Genomic DNA, 22,543 nt, shown 5'->3' with positions numbered 1-22,543 from the left:
TATTGAGGTCAAAGTTATGCAATTCCAGCTTTCGGGTGGTAACCTAAATTAGCTTGGCCTGGCAAACTTTAGCAGAATAACTATATTTACCTGTAACTAATCACATCATTTAAGGTCTATCCACTGCATGAAGAAACCATTTTTAACGCTAATACTGCTTGTAATTACCTTTACTACAGCACTGGCACAGCAATTTAAACTCAGTGGAACGATAAAAGACACAGATGGGCAACCTGTATCCTTTGCCTCTGTCTATATTAAGAACACCACAAAAGGCACTTCTGCAAACATCGACGGATTTTATCGGCTCGCTATTGAGGCAGGGACTTTCACCATTGTTTACAAAGCCATTGGTTACAAGGCCGTAGAAAGGAATATCAGCATTGCTGAAGATGCCGCTGAGCATATCGTCCTCAGTCCGGAAACCTATACCCTTTCAGGCGTTACCATCAACGCAAATGCAGAAGACCCTGCTTATGCCATTATCCGGCAAACCATAAAACAAAGAAAGGCACACTTAACTGAGGTCAACGCCTATACCACTAATGTCTATATCAAAGGCGTACAGAAGCTTGTTGGGGCACCAAAAAAAATATTTGGCCGCGACATTCAGAAAATGCTCGATCTGGACACCAACCGCAAAGGGATCATCTACCTGTCGGAATCCACCTCCACATTTGCATTTCAGCGGCCCGACAAAATCCACGAAGAGATGATTTCTTCTAAAACCTCTGGCCGCAACAACGCATTCAGTTTTAATAAGGCGTCCGATCTGATCATTAATTTTTATGAAAACATTCTCCTTGAAGACAAACTGAGCACACGTGGGTTTGTATCGCCGATTTCAGACAATGCCTTCTTGTACTACCGGTATAAATTACTGGGTGTAAGTACAGAAAATGGAATTACTGTAAATAAAATCCAGATCATCCCCCGCAGGGAACACGATCCGGTATTCCGGGGGGTGATCTATATTGCCGACGACAGCTGGCACCTGGTCAATGCCGAGGTATACCTCAGCAAAAATACGGGCATTAACCTGCTAGACACGCTCCATATCAAGCAGCAATTCCTCAAGGTAGAAAACACATACATGCCCTCCAATATCAATTTCCAGTTTAACGGAAATGTGCTGGGCTTTAAGTTTGAGGGCTATTATGTTGGGGTATACAGCAACTACAACATCCAACCCAATTTCCCCAAAAATTACTTTAACGGTGAAATCTTAAAGATCAGCAAAGCGGTCAACAAAAAAGATTCGTTGTTCTGGCTCAACAACAGGCCTATCCCGTTAACTAAAGAAGAAAGTCGTGATTACATCAGAAAGGACAGCATCGCTGCTTTAAAAACTTCTAAACGTTACCTGGATTCAATGGAACGGGAGAACAACAAATTCGGCATTGTAAAACTTGCCGCAACCGGCTATACCATCAATAACCGTTATGCCGGCAAGCATTACAGCTTCGACCCGCTGTACCGCTCTATTCTTTACAATACCGTTGAAGGTCTTGCCCTCAAATATGGGGTGACCTATAAAAAAGACCTGGAAAACAGCCGCTATTACAGCATCCGCCCGGAAGCGAGATACGGCTTTTCCAATAAAACACTAACCGGAAGCTTAACGGCCAACTATTATTACAATCCGGTAAAACGTGCCAACATCAGTATCAGTGGGGGCTCGGGCATCTACGACCTTAACAATTTCGGTTCCATGAGCCTGCTGGGCAACTCCATCAACTCCCTGTTTTTTGAGACCAATTTTTCCAAGTTCTACAAAAAGGAATTTATCAATGCGGGTACAAGCCGGGAACTGAGCAATGGACTGCTGGCCAACCTGTCTGTAGATTATTCGCGCAATACCCAGCTGGTGAACACCACCCATTTTAAGATCAAAGACCTGAAAGGCGAGCAGTTCAGTTCCAATAACCCTTTTACACCGGAAACGGAAACACCGCTGTTTCCTACCTATAAAGCCTTAACGGTTATGGCTTCCTTAAATTACACCATAGGCCAAAGCTACATTACAAGGCCCGACGGCAAATTTTATCAAGCCTCTAAATACCCAACTATTGATCTTTCTTACCGGAAAGGCATTAATGAAGTGTTCAATAGCGATGTGGATTACGACCTGATAGCACTGGAAATCTCGCAAAACAGAATGAGTTCCGGCTTGTGGGGCTATTCGTCTTTTATAATCGGAGCCGGAAAATTCCTGAACCACAATCAGGTCTTCTATCCTGATGCAAGACATTTCCGGGGCAATAACTCTTTGTTTTCAGTTCCCAACCTGCGTAAATTCCTGTTCCTGGATTTCTACCTGTTCAGTACCGACCGCGAATACCTGGAAGGGCATTTTGAACACAATTTTTCCGGACTGCTCACCAATAAAGTGCCTTTACTGCGCAAGTTAAAACTAGAAGAAGTTGTGGGTATAAGCTACCTGAGCCAGCCGGTAAAAAGAAATTATACGGAGTTCTATTTTGGCCTGCAGCGCCTCATATTCAGGGTGGCCTACGGCTTCGCTTACGACGGAAAAACCAGGGTTCAGCATGGTTTCCGGATGTCTTACGGGTTCTAAAAAAGAACAATAAAAAAGGGGAAATGAAAAATCATTTCCCCTTTTTTATTGCAGCAATTCCTGCTTATTTAATGCTCATTTTCTTACGTAGGTCAGACGGGATTCCGTTTTTATGCAATAAGAATGCAGTAGTTTTATACTTCACAAAATTTTTGGTTACATATAAATAACCTTTGTAATCGTTGCTGGCACCCCATGAGTTTTTAACGATATAATACTCTTTACCGTTCTGGTCTTTTGCAATCCCCGTGATCTGCATGCCATGATCATCTGTAGTTTCGTAATCGTCAAAAGCGGCCTGACGCATGGCCACAGTAATTTCTTTTTCCCCCTTAGGACCATTGAACATGGCTTTCTTCTCGTCGGCAGACATGCTGTCAAAATCTTTTTCAGGAACATAAGCCACACCATTTTTCCAACTGAAACCTTTTTCGCTCACATCAGTAGCCCAGGCAACAGTAAACCCTTTTTTAACGGCATTGTCTATGATGGTGATGATATCGTCCATTTGTACATTGTACACCTGATCGTATGACCAGTTATCAGGCACCATTAAAACAGCCTTCTCATAGTAAGGGCTGGTATTGAAGGAAGAAAGCTCCACATAGTCAGCAGGATTGATACCTACCACTTCCTTAGCGAAAGTCTTAGGTGTATATTCTTTACCCTCATAGGTAAATTTTTCAGGTATAGCACCCATACAGGAATCGATGGTAGCGATATACTTTGCTTTCCAGCTCGGATCGAACTTACCACTCACCGCTTTTTTAAGGATGGCTTCTGTCAGTTTGTTCATCCTGTCAGATGATCCCGGACTCCCATAATCATTCCCGCTATAAGCTTCCTGAGGTAATGCACCATATTTCGCAAACATGTTAATTACATCATGGCACGCACCTCCATCACCCAAAGTTAAAGCACCATGCATACGTACATAGTTGATCCCTTTTTCCACGTAGGCATTACGTGCAGTAAACAGATCGGCCAGGTCTACAGGTTTTTTACCCATACGGATCATTTCCGACTCCAGAAAAGAATTCGTGCTATAGCTCCAGCAGGTACCTGATGATTTCTGGTTTTTAACAGAAGTAGCTTCAGTGCTGATCACTGGTGTAAAAGTAAAGCTTCCTGCACTGTTTGCACTCTGGTTATTTTTTAATGAATTAACCAGGTTATCCTGTGCAAAGCCAATTGTAGAACCCAACAAAAGCGTGGCGGTTAACCACAATGGTTTCATTGAAATTTTAGTCATTTTATGTTTAAAATTAGTTAGTATACTTAAATGCAATTGTAAGTAAAGGAGGCAAACTTAACAATTATCCGACACAAATTATTGCTCAGGAAACCTGGCTTATAGAAATTCCCCCCTGAAGGGTTAATTTTAACCGTCAGCCATTGTATTTGTTACAAAAGTTGCAGGATGATTACCGGCCTTGCTGTTTTTCGATTGCTTTCTGCAGCTTTTCAAGCTCTTTTTTTGCTTCCCTGCTTTCAAAGTAAAAGTAAATGGCAAAGCCTAAAAATATTTTCCCCAATATAAAGATGACAAACAATACCCAACGCCATATTTTATGGATCCGCATGTGACTGGATGCGCCCTGGACTTCAATGAACTGGCCGCCCCTGAAAGGTCCAGCTGGTTCCTCTCCTATACGTTTCGAATGTATCTTTAAAGGGACAGGAGACTCGGTGGTTTTAATTAGCTCCCTTAATTCAGCATCAATTTTTACCCATACCACCGGCGGTGGTGCAATAGACATGTATTGCGCCAGGTTCTCCAGGTCAATCTCCAATCTGTATAAAGCATAATCAATTTGTGGGTGCTTGGACTTCAGCAGCAACAATTCCTCTGTTTCAGCTGCTGTTGCAGTACCGGAAATATAAGCTTCCAGTACACCGCTTTTCAAATACGCGTTTATGTCCACCGGAATAGGGTTAAATTGGCGCTTTTCATCAGTTTATAATTTTGTTCTGTGGTCATGAGTCGATTGGAACTATTAAATATAAATTAATTACTTATTGCTAAAATAATAAAAGTTTACAAGACCAGCAATACGACGTCAGCTATTTACCAAAAACACAATATTTTTATACCTTTGCAAAAGCATTAAACGCCGTTTGCATCGGTATCAATGAATTATGACAAAATTTCAGACCTTACTTTATTATTGCTATAGTCCTATAGCAGAGGCAGCACAGTTTGCCGACGATCACCTTAAATTCTGTAAATCACTGGGCCTGGTAGGCCGGATCATCGTAGCCGATGAGGGTTTGAACGGAACCGTATCCGGAACCGTAGCAGCCTGTGAAGCCTATATGGCTGCCATCAAAGCTGATGAGCGCTTTGCAAAAACAGATTTCAAGATTGACGATGTTGCAGAACCATCTTTTATCAAAATGCACTGCCGCTACAAAGCAGAAATTGTGCATTCCGGACTCAGGGACCCGAATATCATCGACCCAAACAAACAAACCGGGAAACACCTCGAGCCCGCTGAATTCCAGAAAATGATTGATCAGGAAGATGTAGTTATCCTGGACGTCCGCTCTAACTACGAGCATAACCTGGGCAAATTTAAAAATGCGGTAACACTCGACATAGAGAACTTCAGGGACTTCCCGGATAAAATCAACGAGCTGGCCCAGTATAAAGACAAAAAAGTGCTGACCTACTGTACCGGGGGCATCAAATGCGAAAAGGCTTCCGCCCTGCTGCTGCACCATGGTTTCAGCGATGTATACCAGCTTCATGGAGGTATCATTAAATATGGCAAAGAGGCGGGCGGACAGGATTTTGAGGGCAAATGCTATGTATTTGACAACCGTATCGCCGTAGACGTCAATACGGTAAACCCTACCGTAGTTTCCAAGTGCTTCAATTGTGGTAAAACCACACCTAAGATGATCAATTGTGCCAATCCGGAATGCAATGAGCACATTACCCAATGCGACGACTGCGGCAATGAGCTGCAAGGCTGTTGTTCTGTAGCCTGTACCACCAATCCGCGTAAGCGTAAGTACGATGGAACAGGATATTATGTAAAAGTACCACAACCTGTAAACGTAATTGCGAAATAGCTATCTTAGCTACCAATGAAACACAGACACCTCCAATACTGTCTATTTTATCTTGCTTTATTATTGCCATTCTTTGCAACAGCAGATAATATAAAGAGTATTGGGGTTCCTTATGTACAAAATTACCCCAAATCGGTTTACCTATCGGGCAATCAGAACTGGTCTATAGCAAAAGACAAATCCGGCGTACTGTATTTTGGGAATGCCCAGGGCCTGCTCAGTTTTGACGGCAGATACTGGAATCAATATAAAATGCCCAACCGGCAAATCGTCCGCTCTGTTGCCAGCGGAGCAAATGGGATCGTGTACACCGGGGGTTTCGGTGAATTTGGCTACTGGTCTAATAAAAACAGGCTTTTATCTTACACCTCCCTTACCAGCCTTATCCCCGCAGCCCATGGCATCAAGGATGAAATCTGGAAAATCTACACGAGCGGCAAAAAGGTCATATTCCAGTCCTTCTCTGCCATATACATCTACGAGAACAAAAAGATCAGCGTGGTAACGGCACAACAATCACTGCTGTTCCTGCATCAGGTCGGACAGCACTTTTATGTAGAGGTTATAGGCCGGGGGCTTTTCGAACTTATTGGCAATAAACTTGTCCCATTGAAAAACACAAGTCTCACGGTTCCCAGAGCAATACTGTCTATACTTCCTTATAAGAATGGCAGCCTGCTGATCGGCACCAGCAAAGATGGCCTGTTTGTTTACAATGGCGAAAGCTTCAGTCCGCTGAACACCCCCGCCAATGCCTTCCTGAAAACCTACCAGCTCAATAATGGCACACGTATCCAAGACAGATACTACGCCTATGGCACTATCCTCAACGGGCTCATCATCATGGATGAAGATGGGAACGTAGTGCAGCGAATTAACAAATCAAGTGGCCTGCAGAACAATACCGTGCTGAGCCTCTACGCAGATCAGGACCAGAACCTATGGGCCGGACTGGATAACGGCATTGACCGCATCGAACTCAATTCACCGCTCTATTTCTATTTCGACAAAACCGGCCAGTTTGGTACCGTTTATTCCAGCCTGATCTATAAAAACAACATTTATCTGGGCACTAACCAGGGCTTGTTCTACAGTGCATGGGCATCGGGAACAGGAAACCTTTTCAATTCATTCGATTTTAAACTCATCCCCAACTCACAGGGGCAGGTATGGGACCTTACCCTGATAGATGACCAGCTATTTTGTGGCCATAACGATGGTACCTTTAAAGTATCCGGAAACCAGCTCCAAAGCATCTCTTCTATAAAGGGCGGATGGACCATCAAAAAGTTAAACTCCGATCCCCGTTTCCTCATCCAGGGCACTTATAACGGATTGGTACTGTTCAAAAAAGATGCCTCCGGAAACTGGAAATTCTCGCATAGGATAGAAAACTTCGGAGAGCCCTCCCGCTATGTAGAACAGGATGCCAGGGGCGATGTCTGGGTAAGCCATGCTTACCGTGGCCTGTATAAACTTACACTGAGCCCCGACCTGAGAAGGGTAACCACCATCAAAACCTATAATGAAAAGAACGGGCTCCCAAGCGATTATGGTGTTAACGTCTTTACGCTCGAAAACAAGCTGGTATTTTCATCCGATAAAGGGTTTCTGATCTATGATGAGATCAGCAATCACTTTAGCCCCTATGGCACTTTGAACCGGGAACTGGGCAGCTTTGCAGGTTCCAATAAGATCATCGACGCCGGCGCAAAAAAATACTGGTTTATCAATCATGGCAAAATGGGGCTTGTACACCTGCTCGAGCCTGGCAAGGTAAGCGTAGACTCCAGTACTTTCAGCATACTGGACGGACGCATGGTGCAGTACTACGAGAACATCAGTAAAATCAGCAGCAACATCTACCTGCTGAGTGTCGATGACGGCTTCGTGATCTATAACGCCACCGAACCTCCCACACCAAAAAGAAATGTTGACTTGCCTGCTGTACTCATCAGAAAGCTGGAAGACATTACCGACACCTACAGCACCATTACTGAATTTGATAACGACGGCACTGAAATCGAAATTCCGTTTAAGCGCAACAGCATCCGGATTTCCTTTGCCCTGCCTTATTACCGGCAGGCCAAAATCAGGTTTCAGTACTACCTGGAAGGCTATTCCAAACAATGGGCTGACTGGAGTGCAGCTTCCCAGAAAGATTTTACCAACCTGGCCCCTGGCAGCTATGTATTTAAAGTAAGGGCTAGGATCAATGAAGATACCGTAAGCAAGATAACTACATTTGAATTTACCATATTGCCCCCATTTTATGCCAGCAACTGGGCCCTGGCTTTTTATCTGATCTTGCTTGGCTTCCTGGTTATGGCCTTTAAACGGCTTTATGAGCGCAAGTTAAAGAAAGACCAGGAAGCCATTGCCAAAAAACTGCAGGCAGAGAAAGAGGCTTTCCTTAAAAAGGAAGCCGAGGCCACAGAGAAACAGATCATTAAACTGCAAACCGAGAAACTCCATACCGAGCTGGCTGGCAAGACCAGGGAACTGGCCAACTCCGCCATGAGCCTGGTGTACAAAAATGAGTTACTGCAAAAACTCAGTCAGGAAATCCTGAAATTGAAAGACAGCAACGGTAAGCCCCTAGCTGAAGAGCAACTGCGCAAGCTCCAGAAGGTAATTGACGAGGGCATGAATGATGAACGCGACTGGAACCTTTTTGAAAGCAGTTTTAACGAAGCGCATGAAAGTTTTTTTAAGAAACTTAAGGTAAACCATCCTGATCTTGTGCCGAACGATCTGAAGCTTTGTGCCTACCTGAGGATGAACATGAGCAGCAAAGAAATGGCATCTTTATTGAACATTTCTTTAAGAGGTGTAGAAATACGGCGCTACAGGCTGCGCAAAAAGCTTGATGTACCCCACGACAAGAACCTCGTAGAGTTCCTGATGGAGCTTTAACACTACATCATTACCTCTCATCGCCCAGTCATAAGCAATTTTTTGTTAGCTTAATTTTAATATGGAAATACCATGTTGCTGTAGTGCCTGTTTTTCACATTGCAGTCTAAAAACCCGGTTTTTGAACCAGATACAGATTCGGAAAGCGAATTTGAGATAGTACACCCCACACTCATGATGTATTAATGTAGAGGCGTTTTTTTTGTTTTGCCCGCAATTGTAGCGGAGATTTATACAACAATTATTAAATAACCAAATAGTATGAAAAGAATCTCTACAAAACTTTCAGTTTTAACTTTTCTCTGTTTTCTTTTTACAAACGCAGCACTTGCACAAAACATCACTGTTAAAGGAACGGTAAGTGATGGGGGTGACAAAACCACATTGCCAGGTGTAAGCGTACAGGTAAAGGGGAGCACGGCAGCTGTACAGACAGATGCTACAGGGAAATACAGCATTGGTGCGCCTGCCAATGCCACACTGGTGTTCACATATGTGGGCTATACAGTTAAAGAAGTAGCTGTAAACAACCAGACTACCATTAATGTAGAATTGCAATCTTCATCACAGGAGCTCGAAGCGGTAGTGGTAGTAGGTTATGGCACGCAAAAGAAGCGTGATTTAACCGGATCAATTGCCAGCGTTAAGGGCTCGGATATTGAGAAGCTTGCGGTAACTAATCCAATTGCTGCATTGCAGGGAAAAGTGGCCGGTTTAACGGTAATTCCGTCCGGCACACCAGGGGCTAGTCCTACTGTACGCATCAGAGGGGTGAACAGCACGAATAGCGCAAATCCTATATATGTGGTAGACGGTATTATTCAGGATAATATTGATTACCTGAACCCCAGTGATATTGAAAGCATAGACATGCTGCGTGATGCCTCATCCGTTGCCATTTATGGGATGAAGGGAGCAAACGGCGTTATTGCTGTAACCACCAAAAGAGCCGCCAAAGGTAAAACAACGGTTAACTTACAAAGTACCATTGGGGTTCAGTACATCCCAAACAGAATTGCTGTAGCAGATGCAGAAGGTTTTAAAAAACTATACTCCGCCCAACTGGCCAACCTGGGTGCTGCCCCATTCGACTTCAAAAACTATACCGCCAATACCAATTGGCAAGATTATGTACTGCGTAATGCTGCAATGAGCACCAACTCAGTAACCATTTCCAATACGGGAGAAAAAACGACCACGCTATTAAGTCTGGGCTACAACAAGCAGCAGGGGGTTGTTAAATCCAGCGACTATCAAAAATTCATCGCGAGGCTGAACGAAGAAATCAAGATCACAGATAACATTAAAGTAGGCGCCGGCCTTACCGGATTTCATTGGATCAACAATCCGGTTGCCATTACGTTAAACAACATCTTGTGGGCTGCTCCGATTGTGCCTTCAACAAAAGAGGATGGACTGTTTTACAGCATGCCTTCTTTCCAGCGGTCAAATGTAGCCAATCCTGCACTTGCGCTAGACAGGGGTAAAGGCAACTCCATCAATAAAGGTTACAGATTTACCGGGAGTGTGTTCGGAGAAGTAAAGTTCCTGAAAGACTTCACCTGGAGATCTACCGTCTACACAGATTTAGGTTTTAATAATGCCAGAAGCTTTTCCCCACCTGCCTATAGGGTGATCAACATCGGCGAAAACGGAGGGCCAAATACTACTTCTTTCGACAACTCCATCCGTAATAGTGTAAGTCAGAATACTTTTGAAGGTCGCCGGTACCAACAAGACCATACCCTTACTTATGAAAAAGAACTTGATGGCGGCCACAAAATCACTGCGCTTGCCGGTTTCTCTTCTCTGAGAACCTCAAGCACCAGCTTGAGTGGAACAAGGGTTGACAGCACCCTAACCATTCCTCGTGACCCCAATTTATGGTTCCTTGGAATTGTACCCGATCAGAACGTACAAAGGGCCGGTGGTAGCGGATCTGATGAATCCAATGCCGGTGCATTTATGAGGCTAAGCTATTCCTATCAGAATAAATACCTTTTTAATGGAACTGTTAGAAGAGATGCATCTTCCTTGTTTTCGCCTGAAAACAGATGGGGTACCTTTGGTAGTATTGGTTTAGGATGGGTGCTGAGCGAAGAGAGCTTCTTCAAAGAACATGTCAAAGGATTAGATTTTGTGAAATTTCGTGGCGCCTGGGGGCGATTGGGCAACTCCAACGGGGCACCAAACAACCGTTACCAGGTTGAAATCTCCAACTCATCTGGTGCAGTTTTCGGGGACAATATATACCCCGCTATTCAGCCAGCTTACAGGCCCGACCCCAATTTCCACTTTGAAATTGTTCAGGGTATTGACCTTGGTCTGGATATAAAAGCGCTAAACAGCAGGCTTAATGCAGAATTGAACCTTTACAACAAAACCACGTCAGACATCATCACCTCCTACCCACTACCTGCCTCGGAAGGAGGACTTACCTATTTCACCAATCTCGGTAAAATCACCAATAAAGGAATTGAGCTGAGTCTTGGTTGGAACGACAAAATAGGCGAAAGCTTTACTTATGGCTTATCCGGAAATTTCAGCTACAATAAAAACATCGTTAACTCATTGGGCAACACAACCAATTTCCAGATCCTGGGTAACGGAGGAGTAAACAAAACAGAAACCGGACAGTCGATAGGTTACTTCTACGGATACAGACAGATTGGTATTTACCAGTCTTCTTACGATCTTGGTCTGATGCCGGCCATGTCCAATTCATTTCCTGGTGACATTGCTTATGCAGATATCGATGGAGATGGTGCCATTACCCCGGCCGACAGGACTTATCTCGGCACGCCTTTTCCTCCTTATAGCTATGGTTTAAATTTAAGCCTTGGTTATAAAGGGTTTGACTTGATGTTAGAAGGTCAGGGCGTTGCCGGCAATAAGATCTACACACAAAGGAGAACCGCAAACTTTACTGTGTTAAATTATGAAGCAAACCGCTTAAATGCCTGGACGGCACCAGGAACATCCAACGTCGAGCCGATTTCCGACAATACCAGAAGTAACAACTATTTATTCAGCAGCTACTATCTTGAACCAGGTGATTATTTCCGCCTTCGCAATGTTCAGCTCGGCTATAACCTTGCCGCAAAGGCCTTAGAAAAAACAGGCATACAGAATATCCGCTTATACGTTAGTGGCCAAAACATAAAAACCTGGAGCAAAACTACCGGATACAGTCCGGAAGCCCAGATCGGCAGCATTACCGCCGGCGGGGCCGACAATGGCGTTTACCCTATTCCTGCCATTTATTCTTTTGGCATAAATGTGACGTTTTAAGTGATTTAAGAGATAAAAAGATGAAAACATTGAACACAACATATAGAAATATTAGTATCGCCATAATGGGCATACTGTTAATTTCAACAGCAAGCAGCTGCAAAAAGTTCCTGGATACTCAAAAACAGGGTGTCTACCGGACAGACGATTATCCTTATCCAGGAAATTCAGGGCCTTATGATCTGTATATTTATTCAGCCTATAACTTCCTGAGGGATTATAATGTACATGCAGACGGTTTTGTGGTTGCTACCAGTATTAGAAGTGATGATGCAGAGAAAGGGAGTACACCTTCTGACGGAGGCGCTGATGTGATCAGCATGGACAACTTCCCTGTTTCATCTAGCAGCAGCAGGGCAAACTCACTTTGGGTTGCCTATTATGGCCTCATCAACAGAGCAAATACTGTAATGGATAAAATCAACAATGATCCTAAGATCGAAGCCACGGACCAGCAAAAAACCGCAGCAGCGGCAGAGGCCCGCTTTATCAGGGGTTATGCTTATTTTATGCTGGTAAGGTTATACGGAAGGGTTCCCCTTGTAGACCGGTTGCTTTCCGTTGAGGAAAGTAATGTACCGCAAAGCAGTCCGGAGCAGGTTTATGCTTTCATAGAACAAGACCTTCAGTTTGCTGCATCCAATTTACCGCCTTCCTGGCCATCCGCATTTGTAGGAAGAATAACCAGCGGGGCAGCAAACGGAATACTGGCAAAAGTCTACCTTACACAAAAGAAATGGGCAGCTGCCATGCAGTCGGCTAATCTTGTCATGACCTCCGGGCAGTACGATCTCAGCACACCCTACGACAAAATCTTCCGTGAGGATGGAGAGAACAGTAAAGAATCCGTATTCGAAATACAGGCTACAGCCAGTGCAGAAGAGAAAGAAAAAAATGGTTGTCAATATACCAGCATCCAGGGCTTAAGGGGTCAGGGCAATTTTAACATGGGTTGGGGATGGAATATGCCAAGCGCAGCTCTGGAAGCGGCATATGAACCAAATGATCCCCGGAAAGCCAGGACGATCTTATATTCCAGCACCACAACTACAACCAACATGTCCATCTATGGGGAACCATTGCCTATCTATCCTACAATTTTACCGAATCCAAAATATAACAACAAGGTGTACACCAGCCCAAGTTACCGATCAAAGGTTAGCAGCAACATGGGATATTGGATGAATGTCCGCATCCTGCGTTATGCAGATGTAGTCCTGATGTATGCCGAAGCGGCAAATGAAGTTGGCGGAGCTGATAACATCTCAAAAGCTGTAGCCGCATTAAATACTGTCAGAAAAAGAGCACGCGGTACCGCTTCTGGCGTGTTGCCTGATGTAGTCACAACAGATCAGGCTGTGGCAAGAACAGCTATTCGTCAGGAAAGAAGAATTGAACTGGCAATGGAGCATGACCGTTTCTTTGACATCGTAAGGTGGGGAATCTCAGGAGAGGCAATGGCTGCCGCAGGAAAAACCGCATTTTCCCCAAGCCGCGACAACCTACTTCCCATACCACTGGTACAGATCGATTTAAGCAAAAATGTACTGACCCAAAACTTTGGATATTAAACTAAAATTCAGAAAGATGAAATTCTCAAATTTATATAAAATCGGATGGGTAATAGGTATCGTAATCCTTACCGTCGGCACATCCTGCAAGAAAGATGGCAACCCAAACAATCTTCCCGACGTAAGTCCTGATGATTATGCCGGAAAGATCGATGGATTTACAAGTTCTGACGAGGTTTTTCCCAAAAACCTGGTAGCTTATTGGTCATTTGATGATACCAAGGCCGAAAAGGTTTCCGGCGCAAGTCCCACAACAAGTGCAAATGATGCCTTTATTGCCGCAGGGGTTAGAGGGAAAGCCCTTAGCTTAACCACAGGTTATCTATACTATGCTAACCAATTCAACACATTAAAAACAGATGTTTTTAAAAGCTTCAGCATCAGCACCTGGGTTCAGATATTGAACAACGGCAGTAAAAAAACCATGTTGTTCCAATTGACCAGGCCGGGAATCTTTACCGGAAGTATCAACTTTATATTGAACACAAATGCTTTTCCTGCAAGCAATACCGATGAGTTAAAAATCAATCCAACCTTTACCACCATTGGCGGCGGCACACAAGACAATGTCAATACCAAAAGGGACAATCCCGGTGATATAAACTATTTTCCATATCTCAGTCCAAAAATAGGAATGAGCAAATGGACACATATTTTATTGACCTATAATGGAACAACCGGGTTTTTCTACATCTGGGCAGATGGCGTGCAGATAGGGGCCTTTTCAAGCAGGGGCACAGGAAATAACCTGTTCAAGTCCAATGAACCCAGCGAGGTTATTATAGGCGGAAACTATAACGTCATTCCGGGCAAATCCGTAAGTACCGATCAAAGCTTCGCAGCTATGACAGGCAATATTGATGAGATCAGGATCTACAATATAGCCTTACCTGAAGCGCATGTAAAAGCACTGTTCAACCTCGGCAAGGCTGGTAAATAACTACTTGCCGGAGGCATTCGCCTCCGGCATCTAAAATCCCCTTTTCAAGCTGATGATCCGCTTTAAAACCTTATCTTTCTATATCATTTGCTGCAGCATTTTGCTGCTCCTTGGTAATTGCAAAAAAAGCAAGGAACCGGGCGCATCAACTGTCGATGTTTCCCTGTCCTTCACCGTAAACGGTAGCTATAACGGCACTTTAAACTACGAAGTAAGCGGGAAACCCACTATAAAATTCAGCTTTACTGCCGCCATAGACCCCTCCACCGTTATGGCCGGCATTAAATTAACCGATGCTTCGGGCAGCAATACAGCCTTTACCACTACCCTGTCCGATGCCGATAAAACCTTAACCCTTACTCCTCAAAATAACCTTTCCGCTTTTAGCAGTTATGTCCTTGCCCTTACAGAAGCCCTTAAACCGGCAAAAGGCGGTCGGCTCATTAATCCTGTAAACATCAGCCTGAGCACCGGCTTTAACGATACCGATAAATTTCCCCGCATTTCCGACGAGGAACTGCTCACACTGGTCCAAAAGCAAACCTTTAAATACTTTTATGATTTTGGTCACCCCGAAAGCGGACTGGCCCGCGAAAGAAGCACATCCGGCAATACCGTAACTACCGGCGGTTCAGGCTTTGGCGTAATGGCCCTGGTAACAGGCATACACCGCAATTTCATTACCCGTACCGAGGGCCTGTCCCGGGTGCAAAAAATCGTCAGCTTTTTGAGCACCAAAGCCCAGAAATTCCATGGCGCTTTTCCGCATTGGCTCGATGGCAATACCGGTGCGGTACAGCCTTTCAGTGCAAAAGACAATGGCGGCGATCTGGTCGAAACCTCCCTGCTCATGCAGGGCCTGCTTACCGCACGCCAGTATTTTAACGGCAATGATGCTGCAGAAACAAAATTACGAAACGACATTACCGCCCTTTACAATGGCGTGGAGTGGGATTGGTACCGAAAAAACGACAGCAACACCCTCTACTGGCACTGGAGCAACAATTACAACTGGGAGATGAACCTACCGGTTAGCGGCTGGAACGAATGCCTCATTACCTATATCCTTGCGGCGTCCTCAACTACTTATACCATCCCAAAATCGGTGTACGACAATGGCTGGGCAAAAAATGGTGCCATGAAAAACGGCAATACCTATTACGGCATTCAATTGCCGCTAGGCCCCGCCAACGGCGGCCCGCTGTTCTTTGCACATTATTCTTTCCTGGGCATCAACCCTATGGGTTTAACCGATGCCTATGCCAATTACGAAACACAGAACCGTGCGCATACCCTCATCAATTACAACTACTGCAAGGCCAATCCTAAAAATTATGCCGGCTACAGCGAAAACTGCTGGGGCCTTACCGCAAGTGATACCCCAACGGGCTATGCCGCCAGCTCGCCCAATAACGATCTGGGCGTAATTGCCCCTACGGCAGCCCTGTCTTCTTTTCCCTATACTCCTGCAGAATCCATGCAGGCACTTAAGTTTTTCTATTACAAACTGGGCGACAAACTTTTTAAGGAGTATGGCTTTGTAGATGCCTTCTCCATCCAAAACAAGTGGTTTGATACCCAAACCCTGGCCATAGACCAGGGGCCAATCATCATCATGATCGAAAACCATCGCAGTAAATTACTCTGGAACCTGCTGATGAGCGCACCTGAAATCAAATTGGGATTAACAAAACTGGGCTTCAGTAGTCCAAACCTATAATAATAGCACAACAACATGAAACGAAATCCACTTTACCTGTTTTTAGCCCTCACCTTACTTACAAGCTTTTTTTCCTGTGCCCAGGTAAAGCATAAATCTGATCAAACAGCAGGCATAAAGCCTGAAATGAAAATACAAAAGAACCTGACCGACGAGCAGCTGCTTACCCTGGTGCAAAAACAAACCTTCCGCTATTTCTGGGATTTCGGACATCCTGTAAGTGGTATGGCCCGCGAACGCAGCAATACTACCTTAAATTATGGCAACGAGGTAGTTACCACCGGAGGTACCGGCTTCGGCGTAATGGCCATTATTGTTGCCGCAGAAAGAAAATTCATTACCCGCGAACAGGCCGCTGAACGCACAAAAAAAATCGTCGATTTCCTGTACAAAGCAGACATGTACCATGGTGCTTTTCCGCACTGGCTCAATGGAGAAACCGGTAAAACGATTCGCTTCAGCCTCAAAGATGATGGGGCCGATATTGTGGAGACCTCACTCCTGTTCCAGGGCCTGCTCAGCGCCCGTCAGTATTATACTGCCAGTAACCCGGTCGAGAACAGCATCCGCAGTAAGATCAACGAGATGTGGAATGCCATAGAATGGAACTGGTTTACCCAAAACCAAAATGTTTTGTATTGGCACTGGAGCCCAAATAATGGCTGGGCCATGAACCACCCCATCAAAGGTTATAATGAATGCCTCATTACCTATGTGCTTGCCGCCTCATCACCGCGCCATGCCATCAGCCCAAAGGTATACCATGAAGGTTTTGCCAACAGCAATACCTACCTGAACGGTAAAAAGTTCTATAACATTACACTTCCTTTAGGCTTCGACTATGGAGGCCCCTTATTTTTTGCCCACTACTCTTTTATGGGTTTAGATCCGCGTGGCCTTAAAGACCGCCATGCCGATTATTGGGAGCAAAACAAAAACCATACGCTCATCAACCGCGCCTATTGCATAGACAATCCTAAAAAATACAAGGGTTACAGCACCAATTGCTGGGGCTTAACTGCCAGCGACAGCTGGTCGGGCTATTCTGCGCACTCGCCAACCAACGATGATGCCGTCATTACCCCTACCGCGGCACTGTCCTCTTTTCCTTATACGCCTGCAGAATCCATGCAGGCCTTAAAGCATTTCTATTTTAACCTGGGTGATAAACTATGGTCTGAGTACGGCTTCACAGATGCCTTTAGCGAAGAAAAAAACTGGTACGCCAAATCGCATCTGGCCATAGATCAGGGTCCTATTATTGTCATGATCGAAAACTACCGCAGCGGCCTGCTCTGGAAACTGTTCATGAGCAGCCCAGAAGTACAAAAGGGATTACAAAGTCTGAATTTCGAGGGGCCATCAATCCCGAAATCTCCCCTTATTGAACACTAACATTTTGCCCATATGCTTAAACAGATCACTATGAAAGCACCTTCCCTATATATCCTGGCCCTGCTCCTGACAACGGCCACAGCTTTTGCCCAGAAAAAGAGCATTGCCGATCAAAAAATGAACAGCTTCATCACTAACCTGATGTCAAAAATGACACTCGATGAAAAAATAGGCCAGCTGAACCTCCTTACCGGCGGTGAAGCCACTACCGGTTCGGTAGTGAGCACAGGTGTAGAGACGAAGATCAAAAACGGCCAGGTAGGCGGTATTTTCAGCTTAACCACGCCTGCACGCATCCGCAAGGCTCAGGAAATTGCTGTAAACCATACCCGGCTTAAAATCCCGATCATCTTTGGGCAGGATGTAATCCATGGCTATAAAACCACTTTCCCTATCCCCCTGGCCTTATCCAGTACCTGGGACATGGAGATGATCCGGAAAACGGCCCGTATTGCCGCCATTGAGGCTACCGCCGATGGCCTGAACTGGACCTTTTCGCCTATGGTCGACATATCCCGCGATCCGCGCTGGGGCAGGATCTCTGAAGGTTCTGGCGAAGATACCTTTCTGGGCAGCCAGATCGCGAAAGCCATGGTTAAAGGTTACCAGGGCGATGACCTCAGTAAGTATAACACCATGATGGCCTGTGTAAAACACTTCGCCCTGTACGGAGCAGCCGAGTCAGGCAGAGATTACAACACTACAGACATGAGCCTTGATCGCATGTATAACGAGTACCTGCCGCCCTACAAAGCTGCCCTTGATGCAGGTGCCGGGAGCATCATGACTTCCTTCAACGACATCAACGGTGTACCTGCAACAGCGAACAAATGGCTGATGACCGATCTGCTTCGTAAGGAATGGGGCTTTAAAGGCTTCGTGGTAACCGATTATACCGCCGTTAACGAGCTAACAGACCACGGGTTGGGCGATCTGCAAAAGGTTTCTGCCCTCTCTTTAAATGCAGGCGTAGATATGGACATGGTAGGCGAAGGCTTTTTGACCACCTTAAAAAAATCGGTTGAGCAAGGCAAGGTAAAACAGCAAAGAATTGACGAGGCCTGCCGACTGGTCCTGGAAGCCAAATACAAACTGGGTTTATTTGAAGATCCTTTCCGCTACTGCGATGAAGAGCGCGCCAAAACAGAGATCCTGAAGCCAGAACACCTTGCTTTTGCACGCCAGGTGGCCGCTGAATCTTTTGTGCTGCTGAAAAACGAAAACCACACCCTCCCACTAAAAAAAACCGGCACAATTGCATTGATCGGCCCGCTGGCCAATACCGGCGCCAATATGCCCGGCACCTGGAGCGTAAACAGCGATCTGGCCAATACCAAATCCCTGCTGGAAGGCATGAAAGCAGCCGCAGGGAACGAGGTTAAAATCCTGCACAGCCTGGGGTCTAACCTGCTCAGTGATGCCGCTTACCAGGAACGCGCCACCATGTTTGGCCGTACCATCCCGCGAGACAACCGCCCGGAGCAGGAAGTGATTGATGAGGCCTTGAACCTGGCCAAACAAGCAGACGTAGTTGTTGCCGCCCTGGGCGAAAGCTCTGAAATGAGCGGCGAAGCCTCCAGCCGTACCGATCTGGAAATCCCTGAAGTACAAAAACGCCTGCTGCAGGCCCTGCTAAAAACCGGGAAACCTGTAGTATTGGTACTCTTTACCGGCAGGCCCCTTACCCTGAAATGGGAAGACGAGCATGTTCCGGCCATCCTGAATGTCTGGTTTGGCGGCACAGAAACCGCCAATGCCATCCCCGATGTATTGTTCGGAGCAGTAAACCCTTCAGGTAAACTCACGGCAACCTTTCCGCAAAATGTAGGGCAAATCCCATTGTATTATGCCCATAAAAACACAGGCAGGCCCCTGGCCGAAGGCAAATGGTTCAGTAAGTTCCGCTCCAATTACCTCGATGTAAGCAACGAACCGCTTTATCCTTTTGGCTATGGCCTAAGCTATACCACTTTTGCGTACAACAATTTAAAACTGAGCAAAAACAGCTTTAAACCAGGCGAAAGCATTACAGTCAGCATTGAAGTAAAAAATACCGGCAATACCGCAGGCAAAGAGGCGGTACAATTGTACATCCGCGATCTGGAAGGCAGCTCCACCCGCCCCGTTAAGGAGTTAAAAGGCTTCCAAAAAATCAGTTTAAACGCTGGTGAAAGTAAAACAATAAGCTTTAAAATCAGTGAAGAAGATTTAAAATTCTACAATACAGCCTTAAAGTTTATAGCCGAACCCGGCGATTTCAATATATATATAGGCGGTAATTCAAGGGATGTGCTGACGGAAAAATTTACACTGGTAAAGTAACTTTGGTCTGCACATTTCAACAGCAGAAAGGCCCGGCAAAACGCCAGGCCTTTTTATATTATAGCTACGATCTTAGCTTCCTCAAACTCAGATGTTCTTATACTTTTCTTTTAAATCCTTCACCATCTGGATTTGTTTGTCAATATCAGCAGTAGAACTGTTTTCCTTTACCGCATTGGCTTTCATCAGCTGTGCAACTTCCATTGCCTTATCAAAGTGAAAATTGCGCCACAGAATGTAAAAATAGGTGTTCAGGTAGCGAGGATTATTGTTTCGCTGCAGCAGCTCTTCCATCCAGCGGATACCTTCAAGCCCCTGATCTTTTTTTCCGGTCCAGTTTCCCAGCATGCTTGCCAGCGATAAGGTATATGAATCGTTTTTCTTCCCATATTTTCTCAGGAATTCTGTGCCCCTTTGCATGTAGACATTGATATCGTCCTTTCCATTGACGCCCTTTGAATCAAAAACCGCATAAAACTCAGCATATTCATCGTAAAAAGGATATTTCTTTGCCTTAAACAATTTCATTTTGCTGTTGAACTCAGTCATGTCCCTATTACTGAAACCCGCCGCCTGCAAGCCCTTAAAGTACCCTAGATAAGCGTTCGCAATGGTACTATCGATCTTTGCTTGTCCAACCGATTTGTAAAAATCGCCGGTATGTTGCTCCATATATTCAAATGATGGCGAGAAAGGGCCTGTTTTAACGATCCCCATCAGCTCAAAGGTATTTTTGGCTGCTTTCTGCGAGGGTTTCAATGTACCAAAGTACTTCTCAAAATCAGCATTCGCTTTTTCACTGCGGTAAGACCGGGTCAGGGTTCTAAAGTACCGGGAAGCAAATGCATGGTCCCTGTTGCCCCCCTCCCATTCTTTAACCATTGCCAGCTGATTCTTATTCGGATCTGTCGCTGTTTTTGCCAGCTCTATCAGTCCCGCTACACTCAGGCCGCCCGCGGTAGAATGCACCGTATTTCCATCCTTATCCAGGAAGGCTAATGTCGGATAAGCATTTATTTTGTATTTTTTGCCCAGTTCCACACCAGCTCCCTTATCGTCGCATTGTACTTTCAGATTGATAAATTCCCTGTTGAAATAATCTCCCGCTTCTTTTTGAGGAAAAACCTCGGCAGACATCAGCTTACATGGGCCGCACCAGGAGGTGTAGAAATCTACAAAGATCATTTTATTTTCCTTCTTTGCCAGGTCTAAGGCTTTGTTAAAGTCATGCTCAAAATTGATTCCCTGTGCCGATGCCGGCAAAATGCCAATTAACAGGCACGTTGCGGTCAGTAGTGTTTTTAATGTTTTCATTTTCTTATCTATTTATAAGCTGCATTCTGTTCCAGTTTAGGGTTTGCCCTCATTTCCGGTCCCGGCACAGGGTATAAACCTTCAGCATTCACTTTGCTGGTTCTTTTCAAATCCAGCCATCTATGGCCAAATTCAGCAAAAAACTCTACCCTGCGCTCCTGCGCTATGGCGGTTAAAATAGCAGGCTGGTCGTTAGCCAATGTTGGCAACAGGCCTGCCCGGCCACGCACCACATTCAGGTCCTGCTTTGCCGCAGTCAATTTTGTTACCCCCTGCATTGCCCGGGCCTCACTTCTGATCAGAAACTGCTCCGCAAGTCTGAACACGACATAATATTCAGTTAAAGCACCCGTACCAGCCTTATACTTTGCCGGAAAAGCCCAGGTTGGGTTATTCAGCGGATCACTGAAGCCCACCCATTCCGTTTTCCGGTTATCGCCCAGCTCAAAAGCGCTCAGCATCTGTGGGGTAAGCTCATAATTGGGCCGCGTAGTGCCAAGCACCAAAAACTGGGCCCCTTCCGTGGTATTGGAATTCGCACGTACGGGCTGCAATTGCCAGATGGCCTCGGCACTGCTTTTTTTGAATACGGTGTTCAGTGCAGGCAGGTTGCTGCCATATACCCCCGATTGAATGATACCGTCTGCTTCCTGCTCTGCAGCTTCCCATTTGCCGGTATACAGGTAAGCCCTTGCCAGCAGTGCCGAAGCGGTATAAAGGTTTGGCCTCAGTCTTTCAGCAGTCGGATAAGCTGCTTTTAACATGCCTTTCGCATCCTTCAGGTCTGTGATGATCTGCGCCCACACTTTTTCAGCAGGCGCACGGGGCAATAGCATATTCTCCTGGTAATTGGTATTCAGCACCAACGGCACATCGCCAAACAGGTTTACCAAATAGAAATAACAAAATGCACGCATAAACCTGGCCTCCCCACCAAGCTGAGTTTTCACATCTTCTGTCATACCCGTAGCTGTCTTCAGCCCCTCCAGCACTGCATTTAACCTGTAAATATATTTGTAGCCATCTCTCCAGAAACTATAAACATAAGTATTTTCGGGGGTCAGCTTACGGTCAGAAAACTCCTGAAACGTTGGGGCTGTAGTATTGTTTTGTGTCCATGTCAGTTCATTGGCCGACATGCCCGCCAGCGAACTCATAGAAAAAAAAACAAAGGACCCCGAATTGCCAAACTGGTCGTTCATCATAGCGATATAAACAGATAACATGGCAGAGGTCGCAGAATTATCGCTGGTAAACACCTTGTCGTCCGTAAGCTGGTGCGGTGGGTCTTCCACCTCAACAAATTTCTCACAGGAACTGAGCAGCATTATGGCAGCCAGGCATACAGCAAGCAAGCTGCTGCCGGCCTTTGAAAATAAACAATTGATATTCGATATACTTTTCATAATTACAGCTTT

The 22,543-nt window shown here is 45.3% G+C and carries 13 protein-coding genes; 9 read left to right on the top strand and 4 right to left on the bottom strand.

Annotated features, from left to right (window positions below; translation table 11 throughout):
• Positions 1–127: 127 nt before the first annotated feature.
• Positions 128–2,578: a DUF5686 and carboxypeptidase regulatory-like domain-containing protein gene (locus B9A91_RS14230; RefSeq protein ID WP_084239481.1), complete on the top strand. Its 2,451-nt coding sequence runs from the start codon at positions 128–130 to the stop codon at positions 2,576–2,578.
• A gap of 64 nt (positions 2,579–2,642) precedes the next feature.
• Here B9A91_RS14230 and B9A91_RS14225 read toward each other — a convergent pair whose 3' ends face one another.
• Both B9A91_RS14225 and B9A91_RS14220 read right to left on the bottom strand, forming a co-directional pair.
• Complete coding sequence (locus tag B9A91_RS14225; RefSeq protein ID WP_200815643.1) at positions 2,643–3,815, bottom strand: C1 family peptidase; 1,173 nt, start codon at positions 3,813–3,815, stop codon at positions 2,643–2,645.
• Positions 3,816–4,002: 187 nt separating this feature from the next.
• Positions 4,003–4,503 (bottom strand): hypothetical protein, encoded by a 501-nt coding sequence (locus tag B9A91_RS14220; RefSeq protein WP_084239479.1) that lies wholly within the window; start codon positions 4,501–4,503, stop codon positions 4,003–4,005.
• Positions 4,504–4,717: 214 nt separating this feature from the next.
• Between B9A91_RS14220 and trhO the strand changes: the two genes are divergently transcribed.
• The 8 genes from trhO to bglX all read left to right on the top strand — a co-directional run bounded on the left by trhO (position 4,718) and on the right by bglX (position 19,811).
• Positions 4,718–5,656 (top strand): oxygen-dependent tRNA uridine(34) hydroxylase TrhO, encoded by a 939-nt coding sequence (gene trhO / locus B9A91_RS14215; protein ID WP_084239478.1) that lies wholly within the window; start codon positions 4,718–4,720, stop codon positions 5,654–5,656.
• A 15-nt stretch (positions 5,657–5,671) separates the two neighbouring features.
• Positions 5,672–8,572: a ligand-binding sensor domain-containing protein gene (locus B9A91_RS14210; RefSeq protein ID WP_084239477.1), complete on the top strand. Its 2,901-nt coding sequence runs from the start codon at positions 5,672–5,674 to the stop codon at positions 8,570–8,572.
• A 261-nt stretch (positions 8,573–8,833) separates the two neighbouring features.
• Positions 8,834–11,863 (top strand): SusC/RagA family TonB-linked outer membrane protein, encoded by a 3,030-nt coding sequence (locus B9A91_RS14205; RefSeq protein WP_084239476.1) that lies wholly within the window; start codon positions 8,834–8,836, stop codon positions 11,861–11,863.
• Positions 11,864–11,883: 20 nt separating this feature from the next.
• Entirely contained in the window at positions 11,884–13,434 is a 1,551-nt protein-coding gene (locus B9A91_RS14200; RefSeq protein WP_084239475.1) for a RagB/SusD family nutrient uptake outer membrane protein, read from the top strand.
• Between the two features lie 16 nt (positions 13,435–13,450).
• On the top strand, positions 13,451–14,374 hold the full coding sequence (locus B9A91_RS14195; RefSeq protein WP_084239719.1) for a LamG-like jellyroll fold domain-containing protein: 924 nt from the start codon (positions 13,451–13,453) through the stop codon (positions 14,372–14,374).
• Between the two features lie 52 nt (positions 14,375–14,426).
• Positions 14,427–16,094 carry a glucoamylase family protein gene (locus B9A91_RS14190; RefSeq protein ID WP_084239474.1) on the top strand — a complete coding sequence of 556 codons (1,668 nt, stop codon included), beginning with the start codon at positions 14,427–14,429 and terminating at the stop codon, positions 16,092–16,094.
• A 15-nt stretch (positions 16,095–16,109) separates the two neighbouring features.
• A complete protein-coding gene (locus tag B9A91_RS14185; RefSeq protein WP_084239473.1) occupies positions 16,110–17,489 on the top strand; it encodes a glucoamylase family protein in 1,380 nt (459 codons plus the stop codon).
• A 30-nt stretch (positions 17,490–17,519) separates the two neighbouring features.
• Positions 17,520–19,811, top strand: a complete 2,292-nt coding sequence (gene bglX, locus B9A91_RS14180) for a beta-glucosidase BglX (protein WP_084239718.1) — start codon at positions 17,520–17,522, stop codon at positions 19,809–19,811.
• Positions 19,812–19,898: 87 nt separating this feature from the next.
• On the opposite strand, the gene B9A91_RS14175 is transcribed toward bglX, so the two are convergent.
• Both B9A91_RS14175 and B9A91_RS14170 read right to left on the bottom strand, forming a co-directional pair.
• Positions 19,899–21,125 (bottom strand): thioredoxin family protein, encoded by a 1,227-nt coding sequence (locus B9A91_RS14175; protein WP_084239472.1) that lies wholly within the window; start codon positions 21,123–21,125, stop codon positions 19,899–19,901.
• An 8-nt stretch (positions 21,126–21,133) separates the two neighbouring features.
• A complete protein-coding gene (locus tag B9A91_RS14170) occupies positions 21,134–22,531 on the bottom strand; it encodes a RagB/SusD family nutrient uptake outer membrane protein (protein ID WP_084239471.1) in 1,398 nt (465 codons plus the stop codon).
• Positions 22,532–22,543 lie beyond the last annotated feature (12 nt).

It is taken from the genome of Pedobacter africanus (assembly GCF_900176535.1).
Lineage (GTDB): Bacteria > Bacteroidota > Bacteroidia > Sphingobacteriales > Sphingobacteriaceae > Pedobacter > Pedobacter africanus.
The sequence above is the reverse complement of the archived record's forward strand: the minus strand, read 5'-3'. Positions and strand labels throughout refer to the sequence as shown.

Excerpts from the sequence above, each read along its gene's own strand:
- B9A91_RS14230 (WP_084239481.1), top strand. The coding sequence starts at position 128 with ATGAAGAAACCATTTTTAACGCTAATACTGCTTGTAATTACCTTTACT.
- B9A91_RS14225 (WP_200815643.1), bottom strand. The coding sequence starts at position 3,815 with ATGAAACCATTGTGGTTAACCGCCACGCTTTTGTTGGGTTCTACAATT.
- trhO (WP_084239478.1), top strand. The coding sequence starts at position 4,718 with ATGACAAAATTTCAGACCTTACTTTATTATTGCTATAGTCCTATAGCA.
- B9A91_RS14210 (WP_084239477.1), top strand. The coding sequence starts at position 5,672 with ATGAAACACAGACACCTCCAATACTGTCTATTTTATCTTGCTTTATTA.
- B9A91_RS14205 (WP_084239476.1), top strand. The coding sequence starts at position 8,834 with ATGAAAAGAATCTCTACAAAACTTTCAGTTTTAACTTTTCTCTGTTTT.
- B9A91_RS14200 (WP_084239475.1), top strand. The coding sequence starts at position 11,884 with ATGAAAACATTGAACACAACATATAGAAATATTAGTATCGCCATAATG.
- B9A91_RS14195 (WP_084239719.1), top strand. The coding sequence starts at position 13,451 with ATGAAATTCTCAAATTTATATAAAATCGGATGGGTAATAGGTATCGTA.
- B9A91_RS14190 (WP_084239474.1), top strand. The coding sequence starts at position 14,427 with ATGATCCGCTTTAAAACCTTATCTTTCTATATCATTTGCTGCAGCATT.
- B9A91_RS14185 (WP_084239473.1), top strand. The coding sequence starts at position 16,110 with ATGAAACGAAATCCACTTTACCTGTTTTTAGCCCTCACCTTACTTACA.
- bglX (WP_084239718.1), top strand. The coding sequence starts at position 17,520 with ATGAAAGCACCTTCCCTATATATCCTGGCCCTGCTCCTGACAACGGCC.
- B9A91_RS14175 (WP_084239472.1), bottom strand. The coding sequence starts at position 21,125 with ATGAAAACATTAAAAACACTACTGACCGCAACGTGCCTGTTAATTGGC.
- B9A91_RS14170 (WP_084239471.1), bottom strand. The coding sequence starts at position 22,531 with ATGAAAAGTATATCGAATATCAATTGTTTATTTTCAAAGGCCGGCAGC.